24 protein-coding genes are annotated in these 17,022 nt (G+C 62.7%); all 24 read left to right on the top strand.

The features are described from left to right. Nucleotides 1-65: 65 nt before the first annotated feature. Nucleotides 66-728: a ParB/RepB/Spo0J family partition protein gene (locus AB6809_RS29410; protein ID WP_371027763.1), complete on the top strand. Its 663-nt coding sequence runs from the start codon at nt 66-68 to the stop codon at nt 726-728. After that, nucleotides 725-1,210, top strand: a complete 486-nt coding sequence (locus AB6809_RS29405; protein ID WP_371027762.1) for a DUF2829 domain-containing protein — start codon at nt 725-727, stop codon at nt 1,208-1,210. Before AB6809_RS29410 ends, AB6809_RS29405 begins: the two co-directional genes overlap by 4 nt. Then, a complete protein-coding gene (locus AB6809_RS29400) occupies nt 1,207-1,515 on the top strand; it encodes a hypothetical protein (RefSeq protein ID WP_371027761.1) in 309 nt (102 codons plus the stop codon). Before AB6809_RS29405 ends, AB6809_RS29400 begins: the two co-directional genes overlap by 4 nt. Beyond that, a complete protein-coding gene (locus AB6809_RS29395) occupies nt 1,512-2,159 on the top strand; it encodes a ParB/Srx family N-terminal domain-containing protein (RefSeq protein ID WP_371027760.1) in 648 nt (215 codons plus the stop codon). The genes AB6809_RS29400 and AB6809_RS29395 overlap by 4 nt, the downstream gene beginning before the upstream one ends. A 30-nt stretch (nt 2,160-2,189) precedes the next feature. Then, the gene (locus AB6809_RS29390) at nt 2,190-2,546 is read left to right on the top strand and encodes a hypothetical protein (RefSeq protein ID WP_371027759.1); all 357 of its coding nucleotides are present in this window, start codon (nt 2,190-2,192) and stop codon (nt 2,544-2,546) included. Continuing rightward, on the top strand, nt 2,474-3,259 hold the full coding sequence (locus AB6809_RS29385; protein WP_371027758.1) for an ATP-binding cassette domain-containing protein: 786 nt from the start codon (nt 2,474-2,476) through the stop codon (nt 3,257-3,259). The genes AB6809_RS29390 and AB6809_RS29385 overlap by 73 nt, the downstream gene beginning before the upstream one ends. Then, a complete protein-coding gene (locus AB6809_RS29380) occupies nt 3,259-3,588 on the top strand; it encodes a thioredoxin family protein (protein ID WP_371027757.1) in 330 nt (109 codons plus the stop codon). The genes AB6809_RS29385 and AB6809_RS29380 overlap by 1 nt, the downstream gene beginning before the upstream one ends. Then, nucleotides 3,585-4,565: a hypothetical protein gene (locus AB6809_RS29375; protein ID WP_371027756.1), complete on the top strand. Its 981-nt coding sequence runs from the start codon at nt 3,585-3,587 to the stop codon at nt 4,563-4,565. The genes AB6809_RS29380 and AB6809_RS29375 overlap by 4 nt, the downstream gene beginning before the upstream one ends. Then, on the top strand, nt 4,562-5,038 hold the full coding sequence (locus AB6809_RS29370; protein WP_371027755.1) for a hypothetical protein: 477 nt from the start codon (nt 4,562-4,564) through the stop codon (nt 5,036-5,038). The genes AB6809_RS29375 and AB6809_RS29370 overlap by 4 nt, the downstream gene beginning before the upstream one ends. 350 nt (nt 5,039-5,388) lie before the next feature. Next, on the top strand, nt 5,389-6,054 hold the full coding sequence (locus AB6809_RS29365) for a hypothetical protein (protein WP_371027754.1): 666 nt from the start codon (nt 5,389-5,391) through the stop codon (nt 6,052-6,054). Further along, entirely contained in the window at nt 6,041-7,327 is a 1,287-nt protein-coding gene (locus tag AB6809_RS29360) for a hypothetical protein (RefSeq protein ID WP_371027753.1), read from the top strand. The genes AB6809_RS29365 and AB6809_RS29360 overlap by 14 nt, the downstream gene beginning before the upstream one ends. Nucleotides 7,328-7,382: 55 nt before the next feature. Further along, a complete protein-coding gene (locus tag AB6809_RS29355) occupies nt 7,383-8,954 on the top strand; it encodes a hypothetical protein (RefSeq protein WP_371027752.1) in 1,572 nt (523 codons plus the stop codon). A 74-nt stretch (nt 8,955-9,028) separates the two neighbouring features. Further along, nucleotides 9,029-9,928, top strand: coding sequence for a DUF6651 domain-containing protein (locus AB6809_RS29350; protein WP_371027751.1), 900 nt, complete (start codon nt 9,029-9,031; stop codon nt 9,926-9,928). 86 nt (nt 9,929-10,014) lie between these two features. Continuing rightward, the gene (locus tag AB6809_RS29345; protein ID WP_371027750.1) at nt 10,015-10,917 is read left to right on the top strand and encodes a major capsid protein; all 903 of its coding nucleotides are present in this window, start codon (nt 10,015-10,017) and stop codon (nt 10,915-10,917) included. Nucleotides 10,918-11,002: 85 nt separating this feature from the next. Continuing rightward, a complete protein-coding gene (locus AB6809_RS29340; protein ID WP_371027749.1) occupies nt 11,003-11,536 on the top strand; it encodes a hypothetical protein in 534 nt (177 codons plus the stop codon). Nucleotides 11,537-11,539: 3 nt separating this feature from the next. Further along, nucleotides 11,540-12,355, top strand: coding sequence for a hypothetical protein (locus tag AB6809_RS29335; RefSeq protein WP_371027748.1), 816 nt, complete (start codon nt 11,540-11,542; stop codon nt 12,353-12,355). A gap of 2 nt (nt 12,356-12,357) precedes the next feature. Further along, nucleotides 12,358-13,119 (top strand): hypothetical protein, encoded by a 762-nt coding sequence (locus AB6809_RS29330; RefSeq protein ID WP_371027747.1) that lies wholly within the window; start codon nt 12,358-12,360, stop codon nt 13,117-13,119. A gap of 3 nt (nt 13,120-13,122) precedes the next feature. Further along, nucleotides 13,123-13,464 (top strand): hypothetical protein, encoded by a 342-nt coding sequence (locus AB6809_RS29325; protein WP_371027746.1) that lies wholly within the window; start codon nt 13,123-13,125, stop codon nt 13,462-13,464. Further along, nucleotides 13,455-13,913: an HK97 gp10 family phage protein gene (locus AB6809_RS29320; RefSeq protein WP_371027745.1), complete on the top strand. Its 459-nt coding sequence runs from the start codon at nt 13,455-13,457 to the stop codon at nt 13,911-13,913. The genes AB6809_RS29325 and AB6809_RS29320 overlap by 10 nt, the downstream gene beginning before the upstream one ends. After that, complete coding sequence (locus AB6809_RS29315; protein WP_371027744.1) at nt 13,913-14,296, top strand: minor capsid protein; 384 nt, start codon at nt 13,913-13,915, stop codon at nt 14,294-14,296. Before AB6809_RS29320 ends, AB6809_RS29315 begins: the two co-directional genes overlap by 1 nt. Nucleotides 14,297-14,354: 58 nt before the next feature. Beyond that, complete coding sequence (locus tag AB6809_RS29310; RefSeq protein ID WP_371027743.1) at nt 14,355-15,203, top strand: hypothetical protein; 849 nt, start codon at nt 14,355-14,357, stop codon at nt 15,201-15,203. Nucleotides 15,204-15,277: 74 nt separating this feature from the next. Continuing rightward, nucleotides 15,278-15,643 carry a hypothetical protein gene (locus AB6809_RS29305; RefSeq protein WP_371027742.1) on the top strand — a complete coding sequence of 122 codons (366 nt, stop codon included), beginning with the start codon at nt 15,278-15,280 and terminating at the stop codon, nt 15,641-15,643. Between the two features lie 95 nt (nt 15,644-15,738). Further along, nucleotides 15,739-15,981 carry a hypothetical protein gene (locus tag AB6809_RS29300; protein WP_371027741.1) on the top strand — a complete coding sequence of 81 codons (243 nt, stop codon included), beginning with the start codon at nt 15,739-15,741 and terminating at the stop codon, nt 15,979-15,981. Between the two features lie 10 nt (nt 15,982-15,991). Further along, on the top strand, nt 15,992-17,022 hold a 1,031-nt coding region (locus AB6809_RS29295), incomplete at its 3' end, for a tape measure protein (RefSeq protein ID WP_371027740.1).

Below are 17,022 nucleotides of genomic sequence, written 5' to 3'. Positions count from 1 at the left end.
TCATTTCTTGCCTCTATAAGAGTGAGGAAGTATAGTAAGCGGTGACTTCCTTATACGGACACATTATGTCAGGTTCACCCACCAGATTCCAGGTTACGCAGGGCGTGGTCGCTATCGACAGTCTTCGCGCGAACCCTTGGAACACCAACACCATGACGGTCGAGAACGAGGCCAAGCTCGACGAGAGCCTGAAGCGCTTCGGCCTCTACAAGCCAATCGTCGTGCGCCCCGCGTTGAACGCTGATCACCTTGAGATCCTCGGTGGGCAGCATCGCTGGGAAGCAGCACGGCGCGCGGGCTACACCGAAGTGCCGATCGTCAATGTCGGCCCGGTCAGCGATACCGTCGCAAAAGAAATCGGGCTGGCCGATAACGGCCGCTACGGCGAAGACGACACCCTCGCACTGTCGCGCCTCTTGAAAGAGCTTGGCGCCGAAGACGTGGGCTCGTTTCTGCCCTACACCGAAGGCGAGCTGGAAACCATTCTCGCAGCGTCGAGTATAGACATCGACGAGCTTGACCGGCTCGATGACACGCCGATGCCTGATCTGTCGGGCGCCGGTGTGGGCGCCACCCATCAGGTGATGCGCTTCAAGGTGCCGGTCGAAGACGTGGCCTGGGTCACGAGCGCCATCGAGCGCCGCCAGCGCGAACAGGGATTCACCACCGAAGACTCCATGACGAATGCGGGCAACGCCTTCGTCGATCTCATGAAGGCATACAAATGAACCGATACATCGGCACGAACGTTGTGTTCGCAGAACCCATGACGCGCGCGGCCTACAACGAGTTTCGCGGCTGGCCGCTGCCGGCCAACGAGAACGGCGCAGACGAGGGCTTCCTCGTCGAATACGCGGACGGCGGCAAGCCCAACGTCGAAGGCCGCGCCGGCTACGTGAGCTGGTCGCCCAAGGATGTGTTTGAAGGCTCCTATCGCGCGGCCGTCGGCCTGAGCTTCGGCATGGCGCTCGAAGCGATGCGCATGGGCCACCGCCTCGCGCGCGTGGGCTGGAACGGTAGGGGTATGTTCGTCTACCTCGTGCCGGCCGCGGCCTACCCGGTGCAGACGGGTGCGGCGAAGGCCCACTTCGGCGAAGGCTCGCTCGTGCCCTACAACGCCTACTTTGCCATCAAGAACGTCGATGACACGGTGAGCACCTGGGTGCCGAGCGTGAATGACTGCCTCGCGGACGACTGGATCACCGTATGAGCCGACCGCAGGGTTTTGCCCGCATCCCGCACGCCGAGTTCCAATACCCGGAGTGCCAGCAGTGCTACTTCCATAACCGGGAGCCGGCGATCTGTGAGAGCTGCGTGCGCGCAGAGCACTTTGAGCCGATCGACAACCTCGATGAGCACATGTCCGAGCGCAAGGCGGCGCTCGTGCGCTTTCACGGCGGTGCCACGTCGATCGACTGGTCGCCCATCTTCGATGGCGTCGAGCCTGAGACCGATGACGAGCTTGACCGCGTGCTCGCCGCGTATTCCCAACCCGAAGAACTGGAGACCCAATGAAGCCCCGCATTACGCGTCAGGAGGGCACCTGGAAGGTCGCCAGCCTGATTCCCTACGCGAAGAACGTCAAGAAGCACGACGACGCGCAGGTCGCCAAGATTGTCGAATCGATCCAGCAGTTCGGCTGGACCCAGCCGATCGTCATTGACGTGCACGGCGAGATTATCGCCGGCCACGGCCGCCGACTGGCCGCCATCAAGCTCGGACGCGAAGACGTGCCGGTCGTGGTCATTTCGGGCCTCACCGACGAAGAAAAGCGCGCACTGCGCCTCGCCGATAACCGCACGAACGAGGGCGGCATCGACACGCTGATGTTCCGCGACGAAGTAGGCGGGCTTGAGGCACTGCTCACCGGCATTTTCGACACCAAGGAGCTCGAGTTCTCGGCCGCCGATCTGGGCGAGCTGAACGACGCCGCCTTTGTGCCGGATGTCGCTGTTGCCGTCGAGCTGCAGGAGGAGGCGGCCCACGCGAAGGCTGATGAGGTCAGCGCGCGGCGCGTGCCGCTCGCGAAGGTCTTCGGCTTCAAGGATGTGGCTGGCGCCGACGAGATCCACATCGTGCGCTTCATGGCGCGCGCGCAGGCAGCAACGGGCCTTGCCGGCGCAGACGCGCTGGTGGCATTCCTTCAGACTGTCGAATAAGTCACAGGTGACTGTATGAGAAAACGAAGCATGAAGCACTACGATGGCCTGCCCAAGCGCGTGCGGGTCGGCAACCTCTGGTTCGATATCGAACTGGTCAGCGCCGAGGTGGGCGACGCCACGGGCGGCTTCTACGGCGCATCGTCGGGCATTCGGGAGAACATCCTGATCCGCGAAGAGCAGTCGCCGGGCAACCTCGCCGACACGTTTATCCACGAGGTCATGCACTGCATCCTGACCCTGTGCGAGGCCGACGACGGCAGCGATCGCAAGGACGAGGAGGAGTTCCACGTCACGCACCTCGCGCACGGCCTATGCCGCTTCTGGCAGGACAACCCGAAGGTCATGATCTGGTGGTCGCACGTCAACTCGATGGAGCTGGCATGAGCGTCTACACCATCGACAAGCGCTTTCACACCCGCGTCGCGCGTAGCCAGCGCGTCGTGGAGGTCGCTGAAGCGTTCGGCCTGGGCCTCGACGACAAGGAATTCGTGATCTTCGACCAGCTCAAGCTCGACGTGGCGCAGGGCGATGTCGTCTACATCACGGGCCAGTCCGGTTCAGGCAAGTCGCTGCTGCTGCGCGAGCTCGCGCAGCAGATGGCGCGCGAAGGGCAGAAAGTCGCGAACCTTGACGAGGTGGCGATCGACCCGGATCTGCCGCTGATCGACCAGATCGGCACCTCGACCAACGACGCGATCCGGCTGCTCTCCATCGCCGGCCTTAACGACGCCTACCTCTTCATTCGCAAGCCGGGCGAGCTCTCCGACGGCCAGCGCTATCGCTTCAAGCTCGCGAAGGCGATCGAGAGCCAGGCCGACGTGTGGGTGGCTGACGAATTCATGGCGGTGCTCGACCGCACGGCCGCGAAGGTGATTGCGTTCGCCTTGCAGAAGACCGCGCGCAAGGTCAACGCGACGGTGATCGTTGCGACGACCCACCTCGACCTCGTGGAAGACCTGCAGCCGTCTCTCTACATCGAGAAGCGGTATCGGGAGAAGCTGCGCATCGAAGCGTTCACAGCGCTTTCTGACGCGTCGGAGGGGCATCGCGCGATGACACGCGACGAAGCCTATGAACTTTTGAAAAGGATGGCCTGATGAACGCCCTCTATGAAACGGCGGTGGCTGCCTCGAAGCAGGCTCCGCAAGTCGTGATCTTTACCGCGCCGTGGTGCGGTCCCTGCAAGATGGTGAAGCCGGCGCTCGTCGCGCTCAAGGCTGAGTATGGGCTCGACCTGACCGAGCTGAACGTCGAGGACTTCAGCCCCGAGGATCTGCAGACGCTGGGCGTGCGCAACGTGCCGAACGTGCGCGTGGTCCATAACACGGTCGTGAAGGCCCAGTTCGTCGGCGCGCGCACGAGGGCGCAGGTCGAGGACTGGCTGACCGTGCACGGCGTGATTGCACGCGGGCTGAGTTTCGAATGAGCGCGCCGGCCACCGCACTGAACCTGGCGGAGCAGCTGACGGCTTCCGACGACCCGGACAGCCCCTTGCTCGCCTGGCGCGACCCGGCGGCCGGCACGCGGCCGCTCTCGCTGATGAAGCACATGTATGTGGAGCGCGGCACGCTGGAAGACTGGCAGCTGCTGCACGAGCTGCACTACAAGGCAAGCCAGAACGGGATCGGCCCGCGCTACGTGCGCCTCGTGCTTGATGACGGGGTGAACACCGCGCACACCATCGGCGTGATGGTCTTCACGGTCCCCAAGCCGCTCGATTCCGGCCGCAATCAGGTGTTCCCGCACATGCGGCCGAACCAGAACGGGCGCGACACCAAGCTCATGAACGTGCAGCGCATGGCGTGGATCAACAAGAACCTGATCCTCTCGTCGCGCACGGTGCTCGACACCATGTATCGCGGCGGCGGCATTGCCTACCGGTTCAAGAACATCGGCTACCGGCTGATGGGCTTTCGCTACGTCGAATCGCGGAGCTCGATGAGCCGCTACAACCCGTTCTCGATCAAGGCGGGCATGCGCTTCGTGAAACCGAAGTCGGCACCGGCGTTCGAGTCGGGCCTCGCGTTCTTCGCGCGGCATTTCAAGAGCCCGGCCTACGACTACGTGGCAATCAAGGCTGAGATCGAGGCGATGCCCGATTACCTGCGCGAGCACACGTTAAAGGAGCTGCGCGCCTTCTACTACCGCAACAGCTCGATGGAGAAGTCGGGCGACAACCGGCTGAACGGCACGAGCCGCGTCGAGTCGATGGAAATCGGCTACCTCCTGAAGCAGACGCAGCAGCTGGTGTTCGGCGCGACTGTCTACGCGGCATGGGTGAACCCGGACTGGGACGCGGCCACGCAGGCGATGCGCGCGCTGCCGGCGCGCATTCCCCTGTCGGCGTTTGAGAATCAGGGCGTTGACGAGCCGTTGCGCCTGGATCTTCTGGAGACGCCATGAACCTCACCATCAAGCAGATCGAGATCATGAAGGTCGTGGTGGCCGGCGCCGCCGCGGGCGCCGTGGTCGACCTTGACCAGCTGCTCGAGCGCCTGCCCTACGCGACGTCCAAGGAAAGCCTGCAGTTCTCGCTGCGCGCGATTGAGCGCCACCAGCTGATCGACCGCAGCGTCGCCGAGCACCGCCGCGGCCGCGTGCGCCGGCTAATCGCACCGACGGCGCTGGGACATGCAGTCATCGGTGGCACGGGCCGGCCGGCACCCGGGCCTGGCGCCGCGGTCGGTGCGGCAGCCGCGCAGGTAAGTGGGCCGTCAATTAAAGAGGACGCGCCGCAGGTCTCCGGTTCGGCCGCCCTTATCCCGGAGCTGGATATGGGAGCCGCGGAGGTCTCCCTCGAGCCGCAGCTTCTTTCTCTCCCGGAGCTCACTTTCCCCGAGCCGCAGGTCTTCTTCGAGGAAGAGATCATTGATTAAAAAGTGAGCAAAAATTGTAATTGTTACCATGTGTCACTTTTTCGGTTTCCCTCTATATATAACCCTTCTTTTTTAAAACCTTATAAAAGCTACATTTAAAAACTATGGGAACCCCGAAAAGTGACACATTTTGAAAGAATCGTAAGAGAGGGCGCGGCGCGGGAAGGTTGGGGTCTCTAGGCACAGGATGAAGCAATGAACAGAAGTCTGCGGGTGGATCAGTCTGCCCATAATGATAAGTCACGGGTTATTTACAACTTGGCGCCGAACGGTTATAGTTTGCTCCTCGAAGCAACACCTCCAAGGGGCGCACCGCACAGGTCGCCCCATTTTTTTTACGGGGTCCAGTGATGAGCGACACGAACAGCGCGGCCCCGAAGTCACGGGTGGGCCAGGGGCTCGGCACGAAAAAGCTCACCGAGAGCCAGAAGGCCACCATGATCGCCCTGTGGGAGTCGGGCGAGGTGACGCTTTCCGATCTCGCGCGGCGCTTTGCGCGCACCGAGCGCGGGGTGAGTCTCGTCTTGTCGAAAGCAGGGGCCGAGAAGGGCTCAAAACGCGCGCAGGTGCAGTCCGCGGTCACCGAACAGGTCAACGCGCAGCTTGCGGGTGAGGCGGGCGTCATCGCGGGCAAGATTCGCGAGACGAAGGATTCCCACTACGCCGCGGCGAAGGTGATCGCGGGCCTCATCCAGAAGCAGCTCGTCACCGCGCAGCAGCAGGGCCATCCTTTCGCCACTGTGCAGAACGAGATCAAGACGCTCAAGCTCGCGGCCGAGGCACTCGCCACGCTGCGCGAGGAGCGCTTCATCCTGCTGGGTATCAACGACGGCGAGAAGGGCGACGAAGACGAGCTGCCGGAGCTGGGCATCCACGAAATGACCGCGGACCAGATCCTCGAAATGCAGCAGCGTCAGGATGACAGCGGCATCGACATGGGCGACGACGACATCATGACCGTGCTGCCATCGCCCGACACGATCGACATGGACGAGGGTGGCGATGCAGCTGCGTGAGCCGGGGCTGCCCTCCGTCAAGGCGATCACCGCGGAGCTCGGGGCGATCTTCCTCCATCCGAAGCAGATGGAGGTGTTCCGCTCGCCGCACCGTTTCCGCGTGGTGGTCGCCGGCCGGCGCTGGGGCAAGACGCAGCTGGCGAAGGTCTCGCTGATCAAATACGCGAAGGTGCCAAAACGCCTCGTGTGGTATGTCGCGCCGTCCTACCGGATGGCGAAACAGATCATGTGGCCGGACCTGCTTGCAGCAATCCCGAAGCGCTGGATCAAGAAGGTCAACGAGACCACGCTCACGATCTTGCTGGTCAACGGCACACGCATCGAACTGAAGGGCGCCGACAACCCCGACTCGCTGCGCGGCGTCGGGGTGCACTTTCTCGTCATGGACGAAGTGCAGGATATCAACCCCGAAGCCTGGAAAAAGGTGCTGCGCCCGACGCTCGCGTCGACCGGCGGCCACGCGCTCTTTATCGGCACGCCGAAGTCCTACAACTTCCTCTACGACCTCTACGTGCTCGGCCAGGACACGAAGAACCAGATCCTCGGGCGCTGGAAGAGCTGGCAGTTCCCGACGATCACCTCGCCGTTCATCCCGGCGTCCGAAATCGAGGCCGCGCGCGCCGACATGGACGAGAAATCGTTCAAGCAGGAGTTTGAAGCCTCGTTCGAGACGATGAGCGGCCGGGTCTACTACCCGTTTGACCGGAAGATCCACACGGGCGACTACGCGTTCAACCCGGCGCTGCCGATCTGGGTGGGGCAGGACTTTAACATCGACCCGATGAGCTCCTGCATCTTGCAGCCGCAGGAAAACGGCGAGGTCTGGGTGGTGCACGAGCTGTCGCTCAAATCCTCGAACACCGAGGAGGTCTGCGACGAGCTCGAGCGCCTCTACTGGAAGCTCATGAAGCGCGTGACGATCTTCCCCGATCCGGCCGGCTCCTACCGCCAGCACGCGCGCGGCGAGTCGGACATCGACATGTTCAAGCAGAAGGGCTTCAAGCACATCGTCTTCCACAAAAAGCACCCGCCGGTGGCCGACCGCGTGAACTCGGTGAACCGGATGCTGCGCTCGGCCGACGGCAAGGTGAAGCTGAAGGTCGACAAAAAGTGCAAGGAAGTGATCCGTGCGCTCGAGCAGACGATCTATCAGGAAGGCGGGCGCGAGGTGGACAAGAGCATGGGCGTCGATCACATGGGCGATGCGCTGGGCTATCCGGTCCAATACATGTTCCCGGTGCGCGAACTGACCATCGCAGGCGTCTCCATTTGATTGACATAGTAAGTCACGAGTGATTTAATCACGCGGAACAAGGACACAGGCATCCATGGCACTCAGTCATCAAAAGAAGCTCGAACAGTTCGTCGCGCGCCGCCACCCGCTTTACGAAGCAATGGAGGCGCACTGGGACTTTCTGGAATCCACCTACGAGGGTGGCCGGGCCTGGTTCGTCGAGAACCTGCACAAATACATCAAGGAAGGCGAGGACGAGTTCAAGAAACGGCTCGCGCGCGCCTACCGGTTCAACCACACGCGCGAGGTGGTGGACCTGCTCGACAAATACGTTTTCAAGATCGACATCAAGCGCAACGACGACGCGCCCGAGTGCATCAAGAACTTCTGGAAGCGTGCCACGCTGAACGACTCGCCCATTGGCGACTACATGAAGCGCGTGAGCAACCGGACGTCAACCTTCGGCCGCGTGTGGATTGTGGTCGATTCGACCAAGACGCCCGATGTGCAGACGAAGGCCGACGAGAAGGCGAGCGACGCGCGCGTCTACTCCTACATCGTCAAGCCCCAGCACGCGCTGGACATGAGCTACGACGAGAACCAGAAGCTGAACTGGATTCTCATCTACGAGACTGCGCGCGACGACGCCGATCCGCTTGAGTCGAGCGGCAATATCGTTGACCGCTTCCGGCTGTGGACGCGCGAGTTCTCGCAGCTGTTCACGGTGGATGTCGATGCGAAGGGCCGGAAAACGATCAGGGTTGGCGAGCAGGCGATGCACAACCTCGGCGTCGTGCCGGTGTTTGCGGCCGACAACGTGATCTCCGACAGCCCCTACACGTCGCCCGCGCTGATTACCGACGTCGCCTATCTGGACCGGGCGGTGGCGAACTACCTGTCGAACCTGGACGCAATTATCCAGGACCAGACCTTCAGCCAGCTGGTGATCCCGGCGCAGGCGCTCACCGCCGGTGACGAGGGCAACTTCGACAAGCTGGTGGAGATGGGCACCAAGCGCATTTTCAGCTACGACGCCTCGGGCGGCGGCAAGCCCGAGTTCATCAGCCCGGACGTGAAACAGGCAGCGCTCGTGCTGCAGGTGATCAGCAAGATCATCAACGAGATTTATCACTCGATCGGCCTCGCCGGCGAGCGCACCAAGGAAGACAACTCGCAGGGCATCGACAACAGCTCCGGCGTGGCAAAGGCATACGACTTCGAGCGAGTGAACTCGTTGCTCTCAGCCAAGGCTGACGCGCTGGAACAGGTCGAGCGCAAGCTCTGCGAGCTGGTGTCGCTCTATAACGGCGTGCCGCTCGATACCGCGCCCGATGCGACCGTGACGGCCGAGCGCCAGATGGTCGCGTATCCCGATAACTTCGACGTGCGCGGCCTGTATGACGAATTTGACATCGCCGCGCGCCTCGCGCTGATCGATGCGCCCGACGCGGTGCGCCGTCAGCAGATGGACGCGGTGATCGACAAGCTCTTCCCGATGATCTCCGAGGCGATCATCAAGCAGATGAAGGGTGAGCTGAAAGCGTGGCCGCCAGTGGACGCACTGGCAGCCCCTGGCGCCGGCGCATCGGGTGATCCGATGTCCAGCGCCTCGATTCAGAAAATGGGTGGCAGAACCATTTCGAATCAGATGTTGAAGTCCACGTAGTAAAGATTGGGCCAAGCGATCGGCCTAACCAAACCAACCCGACCGAGAGAACGGTCAAACCGAGAGTAGAGAACATGCGATTCCGTAACGTGAAGCAGACGCTGATTGGCCGTGGATACTGGGCGCCGCAGGGCGACGAAGGTGGCGCGGGCAGCGGTGGCGGTGCCGGTGGTGAAGGCGGCGGCGAAGGTGGTGCCGGCGGCGCTGGCGCGGGCACCGGCAATGCAGGTGGTGAAGGCGGTCAGGGTGGGCAGGGTGACCCGGCTCCGACTGGCGGCAAGAAGCCAACTGACACCGAGGCAGCACTGCTTCGCGAAGTGATGGACAAGAAGGAAAAGCTCAAGACGAAGGATGCCGAGCTCGCAACGGCCGCCGCACGCCTGAAGGAGTTCGATGGTCTGGACCCGAAGGAGCTGCGCGCGCTGGTGCAGGCGAAGAAGGATGCCGAAGTCGCGCAGCTGGAAGCGAAGGGCCAGTGGGACGCGCTGAAGTCGCAGATGGTCGAGCAGCACGGCGCCGCGCTCAAGGAGCGTGACGACAAGCTGACGGCCTCGGAGCAGCGCGCCGCGGGTCTCGAGTCCCAGATCGCCGAGCTGACCGTGGGCAATGCCTTCGGTTCCTCGAAGTTCATTTCGGATGAGCTCACGCTCTCCGTTGCCAAGGCACGGCGTGTCTATGGCAGCCACTTTGAATTCCAGGACGGTCAGGTCGTGGCGTTCGACAAGCCGGCGGGTGCGAAAGACCGTCATGTGCTGGTCGATGCCAAGGGCGAACCGCTGGCCTTTGATGCGGCACTTGCCAAGCTCGTCGACATCGATCCTGACAAGGATTCGCTGCTGAAATCGAAGCTCAAGGCCGGCGCCGGTTCGAACACCAACCCGGCTGCCGCGGTCGGCGCCTCGCCCAACAGGCAGGTGGTCGGCCATGGCCGCGCGAAGATCGCAGCAGGGCTCGCCAAGGCGGGCGTGAAGTAACAGGCGATCCGCTTGTAAACCCGTGGCTTTCCTGATAAAGTAAGTCACGGGTTACTATACCCATTTCTTTTCGAAAGGAAACAGCCATGCCATTGCTGCAAGTAGAAGCCGACAAGCTGAGTAACAACCAGCTGGTCGCAGGCGTTATCGAGGAAATCATCGAGAAGGATGAGCTCTTCGCGTTGCTGCCGTTCGTCGGCATCAACGGCAAAGCCTACGTGTATGACCGTGAAAACACCCTGCCGGACGCCGACTTCCTGTCGCCGAACGACGAGGTGAACGAATCGGCTGGCACGTTCACCGAAGTCGTGTCGAAGCTGCGCATCCTTGCGGGTGACGTGGACGTCGACAAGTTCCTGCAGGAAACCGAGTCGGACACGAACGATCAGCGCGCGACGCAGATCGGTCTGAAGGCCAAGGCGGTCGGTCGCAAGTTCAAAAAGACCATCGCGCAGGGCAACGCCACGACCAGCCCGAAGGAATTCGACGGTCTGCCGCAGTTGGTCACCTCGGCCATGACGCTGGACGCCGATACGAACGGCGCAGCGCTCACGCTGAACATGCTGGACGAACTGGCCGACGCCGTAATCAACGGCGCCGACGCATACGTCATGCGTGCGGGCACGATCCGCGCGTATCGCGCGCTGCTGTATGCAACCGGCGGTATCCAGCCGGCGATGGTCGAGATTCCGAACTTTGGTCAGGCAGTGCTCGGCCACAACGGCATTCCGATCCTGCGTAACGACTGGCTCGAAGCTGGCGAAACGATGGGCACGAACGTGAACACCACGTCGGTCTACGCGATCCGCCTGAACGAGCTCGACGGCTTCCACGGCCTGTGGGGCGGCAAGGAAGCGGGCATTCGCGTCGAGGACATCGGCACGGTGCAGAACAAGGATGCAGACCGCTTGCGTGTGAAGTGGTATTGCGGTTCGGCACTGAAGTCCACGCGTTCGCTGGCCCGCCTGCGAGGCATCACGAACGTCTAAGCGATAGGTAAGTCACCCGTGACTTACCCTGCTAAAATAAAGGGCATGGGCTTGGGTCCATGCCCTTTTTTCTTGAGAGGAACACATGAAGATCAAACTGGTTCAGAAGGGCTGGGAGTCCTATACCGGCAACTTTGGCGGCGTCAATTTCGCGGCCGGCGAGTCGGTCAGTGACGTAGCAGAAAGCGACGCGCGCCGCCTTGCGAACATCGTGCGCATCGACCGGCTCGACGGCACGAATCCGAGCTCCTCGCAGGTAGCGCTCGACAGCAAGTGCATTTCGATGAGCGTGCTCGGCACCGACCCCACCACGGGCACGCCGAAGCCCGTGCTGCAGTTCTCGGTCGAGCAGCTGGAGCACATCGCGGGCGAGAAGGGCATCAAGGGGCTGCGCGAGATTGGCGACGTCTACGGCGTGAAAGCGACCGGCATCGCCGAGCTCATCAAGCTGATCCTGAATGCGCAGGCTGCGAAGGCCGCGGGCGACGTGCCGGCTGAAGAAGTGAAGACAGCCGTGCCGGTGGTCGAGCCCGTAGTTGAGGCAGCGGTCGAGCCGGTAGTCGACGCGCCTGTCGCCGAGACCGCCGAAGCGCCCGTCGCTGCGCCGGCCGCGGAGTAACGCATGAACACGTATCTCGCCGCGTCGGATGTCAAACTGAGCTTTCCGGCCGTTGACGCCCAGGGCCAACCCGTTCTGCCCAGCGCGGCGAGCTACCGCGTGCTGGATGAGGACGGCACGGTGCTGGCGGGGCCAGTCGCCATGGACACCTCGGCCAACCCGCTGATCGTTCTCATTCCGGCCGCGATGAACCAGACGCCCGCGCCGCCGGCCTCGAACCTCGTGCCGCAGTTCGGCACGCTGCGCGCGTATCGCCGCGTCGAGCTCACGCTCGGCACGCTTGCGGGCGACGTGCTGCAAACGCAGGAATACATCCTCGAGCGCGACAGCAACAGCGCGCTCGTGCCGGGCACGAACTCGTTCCAGACGATCAACAAGGCCGAGCTCGTCGCGCTCGACATTCCGAACCTGAACGGCTGGAACGCGGCCGACCGCAGCGCGCGCGTGGCCGCGATGATCCAGGCCCGCCTGAACCTCGGGCAGATGAGCTACCGCTACCGGTGGAGCGAGAACTGGCAGAACTTCATTTTCCCGGAGTTCGGCATCTACTCGATCATCCAGTTCACGCAGGACCAGTATCTGTCGCTGCCGATCGACTTCCGGCAGAGCATGGAGCGCGCGCAGGTCATGGAGGCTGACGATCTGCTGGGCACCGATCCGGTGCTCGCCAAGCGCCAGCAGGGCATCACGTCCGAGACCATCGGCAGCTCTACCACGATGTTCGGTCAGGTGCGCCCGGTGCGCCAGCTGATCTGTCCGCGCGCGATGCACGAACTCTCGCGCTACATCGTCAAACGTGTCCGCCTTTCGCGAGCCTGAGCATGAGCCTGAAAAACCACACCACCGATACGATCGGCGCGCTCGTTGAGCAGACCTACCGCAGCTTTCACCTGGCGCTCACCGGGCTCGTCGCCGAGAGCATGTCGGGCGCGGTGCCCACCTCGGCGCGCGCGATGAACACGTTTCGCCTGAACAGCGACCAGCTGGAGCAGAGCACGCTCACCGCGTTCGCCAACTGGCTGGATTCGGGACTTGCGGACGCTTCGGAGTCTGCGGTCAACGATGCGGGCGCCGCCGGGCAGGTGCCTGAGCCGCTCGTGGCTGACATCGTGAAGACCGCGCGGGCCACGCGCGCCGAAGTGCTCGGCATCCTGTCTGCAGCCCTGCACAAGGACTGCGCGGTGGCCGCCAAGCGCATGCGGGACTTCTACCTGCGCGTGGAGCTCATGATGGTCAACGAGGGCTGCCCCTACGAGAATGCGATCCGCGCGGTGCGCATCGCCAGTCAGGAAAAGCCCCTGTCGTTCGCGGTGCTCGACACGCGCGGGCGCAACTGGAAGCCCTCGGTGTTTGCCGCGGCGACCGTGCGCGCCGCACTGCAGACGACCTATGCTGACGCGTTCGTGCGCATCGCCGCAGCGCGCGGGGCGTCGCGGGTGCAGGTGAGCTACCCGGACCCCGCGCACGAGGGCAATGGTCAGATCCTCGCGATCTCCGATGGGGGCGTTCACCCGTCATACCTGTCGGTGCGCGATGAGATTTTCCATCCGAACTCGAGCGCGCTGCTCGCGGTGGCGGGGTAAGCCATGTTCACACCTAACATGCGCTGCCTCATTGCGCCGAACAGCGCGCGCAACCTCTACGGCGAAGACGTGCCCGGCACGCCGTTTCCCGAGGGGTGCGCGCTTGTCTCGTTGAAAACCGAGGCGAAGGCCACGAACTCCCGCGCGCAGCTCGCGGGCTCGATGGAGCACGCCGAAGACCTGGGTGTCACCGCCAGCATCATGCTCACTGCCGCGACGAAGGCGAAGCTCGGCGACCAGCTCACGATCGCCGGCCAGGTGCTGCGCATCGTGTCGATGGAGCCACAGATCAGCACGATGGGCGTGCTTGACCATTACCTCGCCGGGGGCACGCCATGGGTCTAGTCAAAAGCAATTTCAGCCCGGAGCTGCTCGCCATCAGGCTGAACCAGCTCGGCGAGCGCTCGAGCCGGCAGATCCTCGCGGTCATGCGCGAGGAGGCCGATAACATCGTCGAGCTCGCCAAGGAGAACGCGCCGCACAAGGATGGCGACCTCGAAGACGCGATCCACGCTGTCGAAGACCGCGGCGGTATCAACAACCGCACCCAGATCACCGTGCAGGTGGACCCGGCCGCGATCGACATTCACGGCAAGCCGGTGAGCGAATACGCGGTGATCATGCACGAGGCGCTCGCACCTTATGGCACCGGCGGCTACAAGCTCGATGAGGGGTCGATTGCCAAGGATGGGGGCTCCGGCAAGGTCGGCGGCAAGTATATGGAACGCGCGATGCGCTCGCGGGTCGGCGAAATGGGCAAGAAGGTCAAGCAGATCGTAAAGGACAGCGTGTAATGGAACTCGAACCGATCGCCGCACTGCTCGAGCAGACAGGCTGCGGAGTGAAGGCACAGAGCATCTTCATCAACGAGATGCGCGCGGGCGACGCGGGCATTCTGCTCAAGGCAAGCTACAAGGGCACGAAGATCGACCCGGAGCTCCCAGGCTACTACAAGGGCGAGTTCGCGCTGGTCGCGCGCGGCAAGAACTACACCGCCACGCGCACGCTGATCATGCAGGCGATGGCCGCGCTCACCATCAACGCAGAGACGCAGGTTGGACCGATGCTCGTGAAGTATTCGCGGCCGCGCACGCTCCCCGTCAGCTACCCGATTCCCGCCGGTGGACTGACCGAGTTCGTGACGAACATTGACTGCGCCTATGTGCTTCCGCTATAGTTAAGTAACGTGTGACTTACTGTCTCCGTTCAAACCTCTTTGCAAAGGAGTTTTTCAGGTGGCAAGCGATACAAAAAATGTGAAGATGGGCATCTGCTCCGTCTTCTACAAAGGCAAGGATCTGGGTTACACCCAGGGCGGCGTGACGGTGGCCGTCACGACCAACACCCACAAGACGAACGTGGACCAGTTCGGTCAGACGACCGTCAACGAAACGATCATGTCGCGCGACGTGTCGGTGAAGACGCCGCTCGCCGAAACGACGCTGGATAACCTCGTGACCACGATGCCGGGCGCGTCGCTGGTTGGCTCGGGTGGCGCTGCCGCAACGGGCAAGATCACGGTTTCGGCACTGCCGGTCGATGGCGACACGCTGACGGTGAACGGCAAGGTCTTCACGTTCAAGACAGCAGCTTCGGCATCGAACGAAATCCTGATTGCTGGCACGAACGCAGCACAGGCGTCGGCGATTGCCGCGGCGCTCGCGGCCTCGATCGATCCGGCCCTGACCGTTGCGCACTACGCTGCATCGGGCTCGGACGTGAACGTAAGCTATCTCACGAATAGCGTGACGGGCAACACGTTCTCGCTGGCAGTCTCGGTGCCGGCCGACTTCACGCTGTCAGGCGCGACCCTCGCGGGCGGCGTCGACTCGACGGCCAAGGCGATCGTTACCACGGGCGTCGGCACGAGCCTGCTGGACCTCGCCGGCGAGCTGCGTCTGCACCCGATCGGCAAGGCCGCGAACGACTACAGCGAGGACTTCGTGATCCCGCTGGCAGCAACCGCGGGCGCCATGAACTACACGTATGACGTGCAGAAGGAACGCATCTTCGACGTGACGTTCACGGGCTACCCGGACCCGGCCACCAAGCAGCTGTTCGGTATCGGCGGCGCACCGGCGTAATACCCGGCGCGTCAGATAAGTCACAAATGAATTAAGGCCGGCTCAATGCCGGCCTGCCTACATCGGAATACACCATGAGCAAGAGCGCCGCAAACATCAAGATCCTGAACCTCGACACGTTGCCGACCAAGGCGCCCAAGCGCCAGGTAACGCTGGGTGGCGCGTCCTACGACGTGCAGGAAATGAGCGTCGAGGACTTCATCGAGACGAACCTCGCGGCCGAGCGCCTCGAAGGCAACAGCGACCCGAAGGTCCAGATGGCGGAAATGATCGCGTCGGTCAAGCGCGCGGTGCCGACCGTCCCGGAGAGCGAACTGAACAAGCTGCCGCTGGAAAAGCTCGGCGTGCTGGTGGGCTTCATTCGCGGCATTTTCGACCCCGAAAAGGCTGACGTCGAAGGCGCTGCACCCGCGGCCGGAGCAGACGCCGAAAAAAAGTAGGTCCTGACGGGGAAGACGACAGCCCGAACGAACTCGACTTCGGCCTGCTCTTCACCCGTGTGATGCGCCATTACCCGCTCAACTACGAGCAGGTAATGGCATTGCCCGTTCGGGCCTTCTGGACCCTTAACCGCAACATCAACCGGCTGCTCGCGGAAGAAGACCTCCGCGCCATGACGTTGCATGTATCGCGCCAGAGCGCCGAAGGGTGCAGCGCATACGAAGCCAAGCTCCGAGCTGAGATTTTCCAGACTGCCCAAGGGTTTGATCCCCTGAAGGCGGAACGCGACGAGGCGGGCTTCGCAGAGTTGAAGGCGATGGCCCGTCAAGGACTGTGACAGGACCACGATGAGCAATACCCTCGACAATATCGGCTACAACCTGATCCTCGACGACAGCGGGTTCAGGGTCACGGCGCAGGCAACTGCCGCCCAGCTCAAGGCGCTGGAGGCACAGTTTGCCAGCACCGGACAGGGGGTGGCCGCGATCGAGGCGAAGATCAACTCGGCCGGCGTCACCTTCCACCAGTGGGTGACGTCGATCGGCGCGGTCAAGTTCGCGCTGATGGACCTCGACAGCGTGTTCCTCGCGCTGCCCAAGGCAGTGCTTGAGACGTCCGGCGAGCTCGAAAAGCTGGGCGTGGTTCTGAAGGGCCTGTCCAGTGCCGCTGACGACGCGGGCCGCTCGGCCGATGCCGCGCTCGGCAAGGCGTTCATTCTTAATCTCGAACAGAACGTCCCGTTCAAGCTCCAGTCGCTCACGGACACCTTCGTGAAGCTGCGCACCGGGGGCATTGACCCGATGAACGGGTCGATGGAGGCGCTGCTCAATCAGGTTGCGAAGTATGGTGGGGGTTCCGAACAGCTGAAAAGTGCTGCGCTCGCAATTCAACAGATGGCGGGCAAGGGCGTCGTGTCGCTGCAGGAACTGCGCATGCAGCTCTCGCAGGCGATCCCGAACGCCGCACAGATGATGGCCGACTCGATGGGCATGTCGATGGCCGACCTGACCAAGGCGATCAGCAAGGGCACTATCGCCTCGGGCACCGCAATCAAGAAGATGCTTGGCGCCTTCGAGATCGACTCGATGGGCGCGGCTGCCGAGCAGATGCAGACCTGGATGGGCACGCTCGAAAAACTCAACACCAAATGGGATCTGTTCAAGGCCGACGTCGGCGATGCGGGCTTTTTCAAGGCCGCCAAGGACGAGCTGAACTCCATCATGGAGCTCTTTGGCACGCCGGATGCAAAGAACTGGGCGCAAGGGCTGAGTAACGAGTTCACCTCGCTGGTGGGACTGTTCCACTCGGTTCGCACAGAGATTCAGGCATATCTGCCGGAGATCGTTGAGCTGGGCAAGGTAGTGCTCGCCGTGTTCGC

The organism is Paraburkholderia sp. RCC_158 (assembly GCF_041355255.1).
Classification (GTDB): domain Bacteria; phylum Pseudomonadota; class Gammaproteobacteria; order Burkholderiales; family Burkholderiaceae; genus Paraburkholderia; species Paraburkholderia graminis.
Note: the sequence above shows the minus strand (reverse complement) of the source record. Positions and strands in the feature narration are given on the sequence as shown.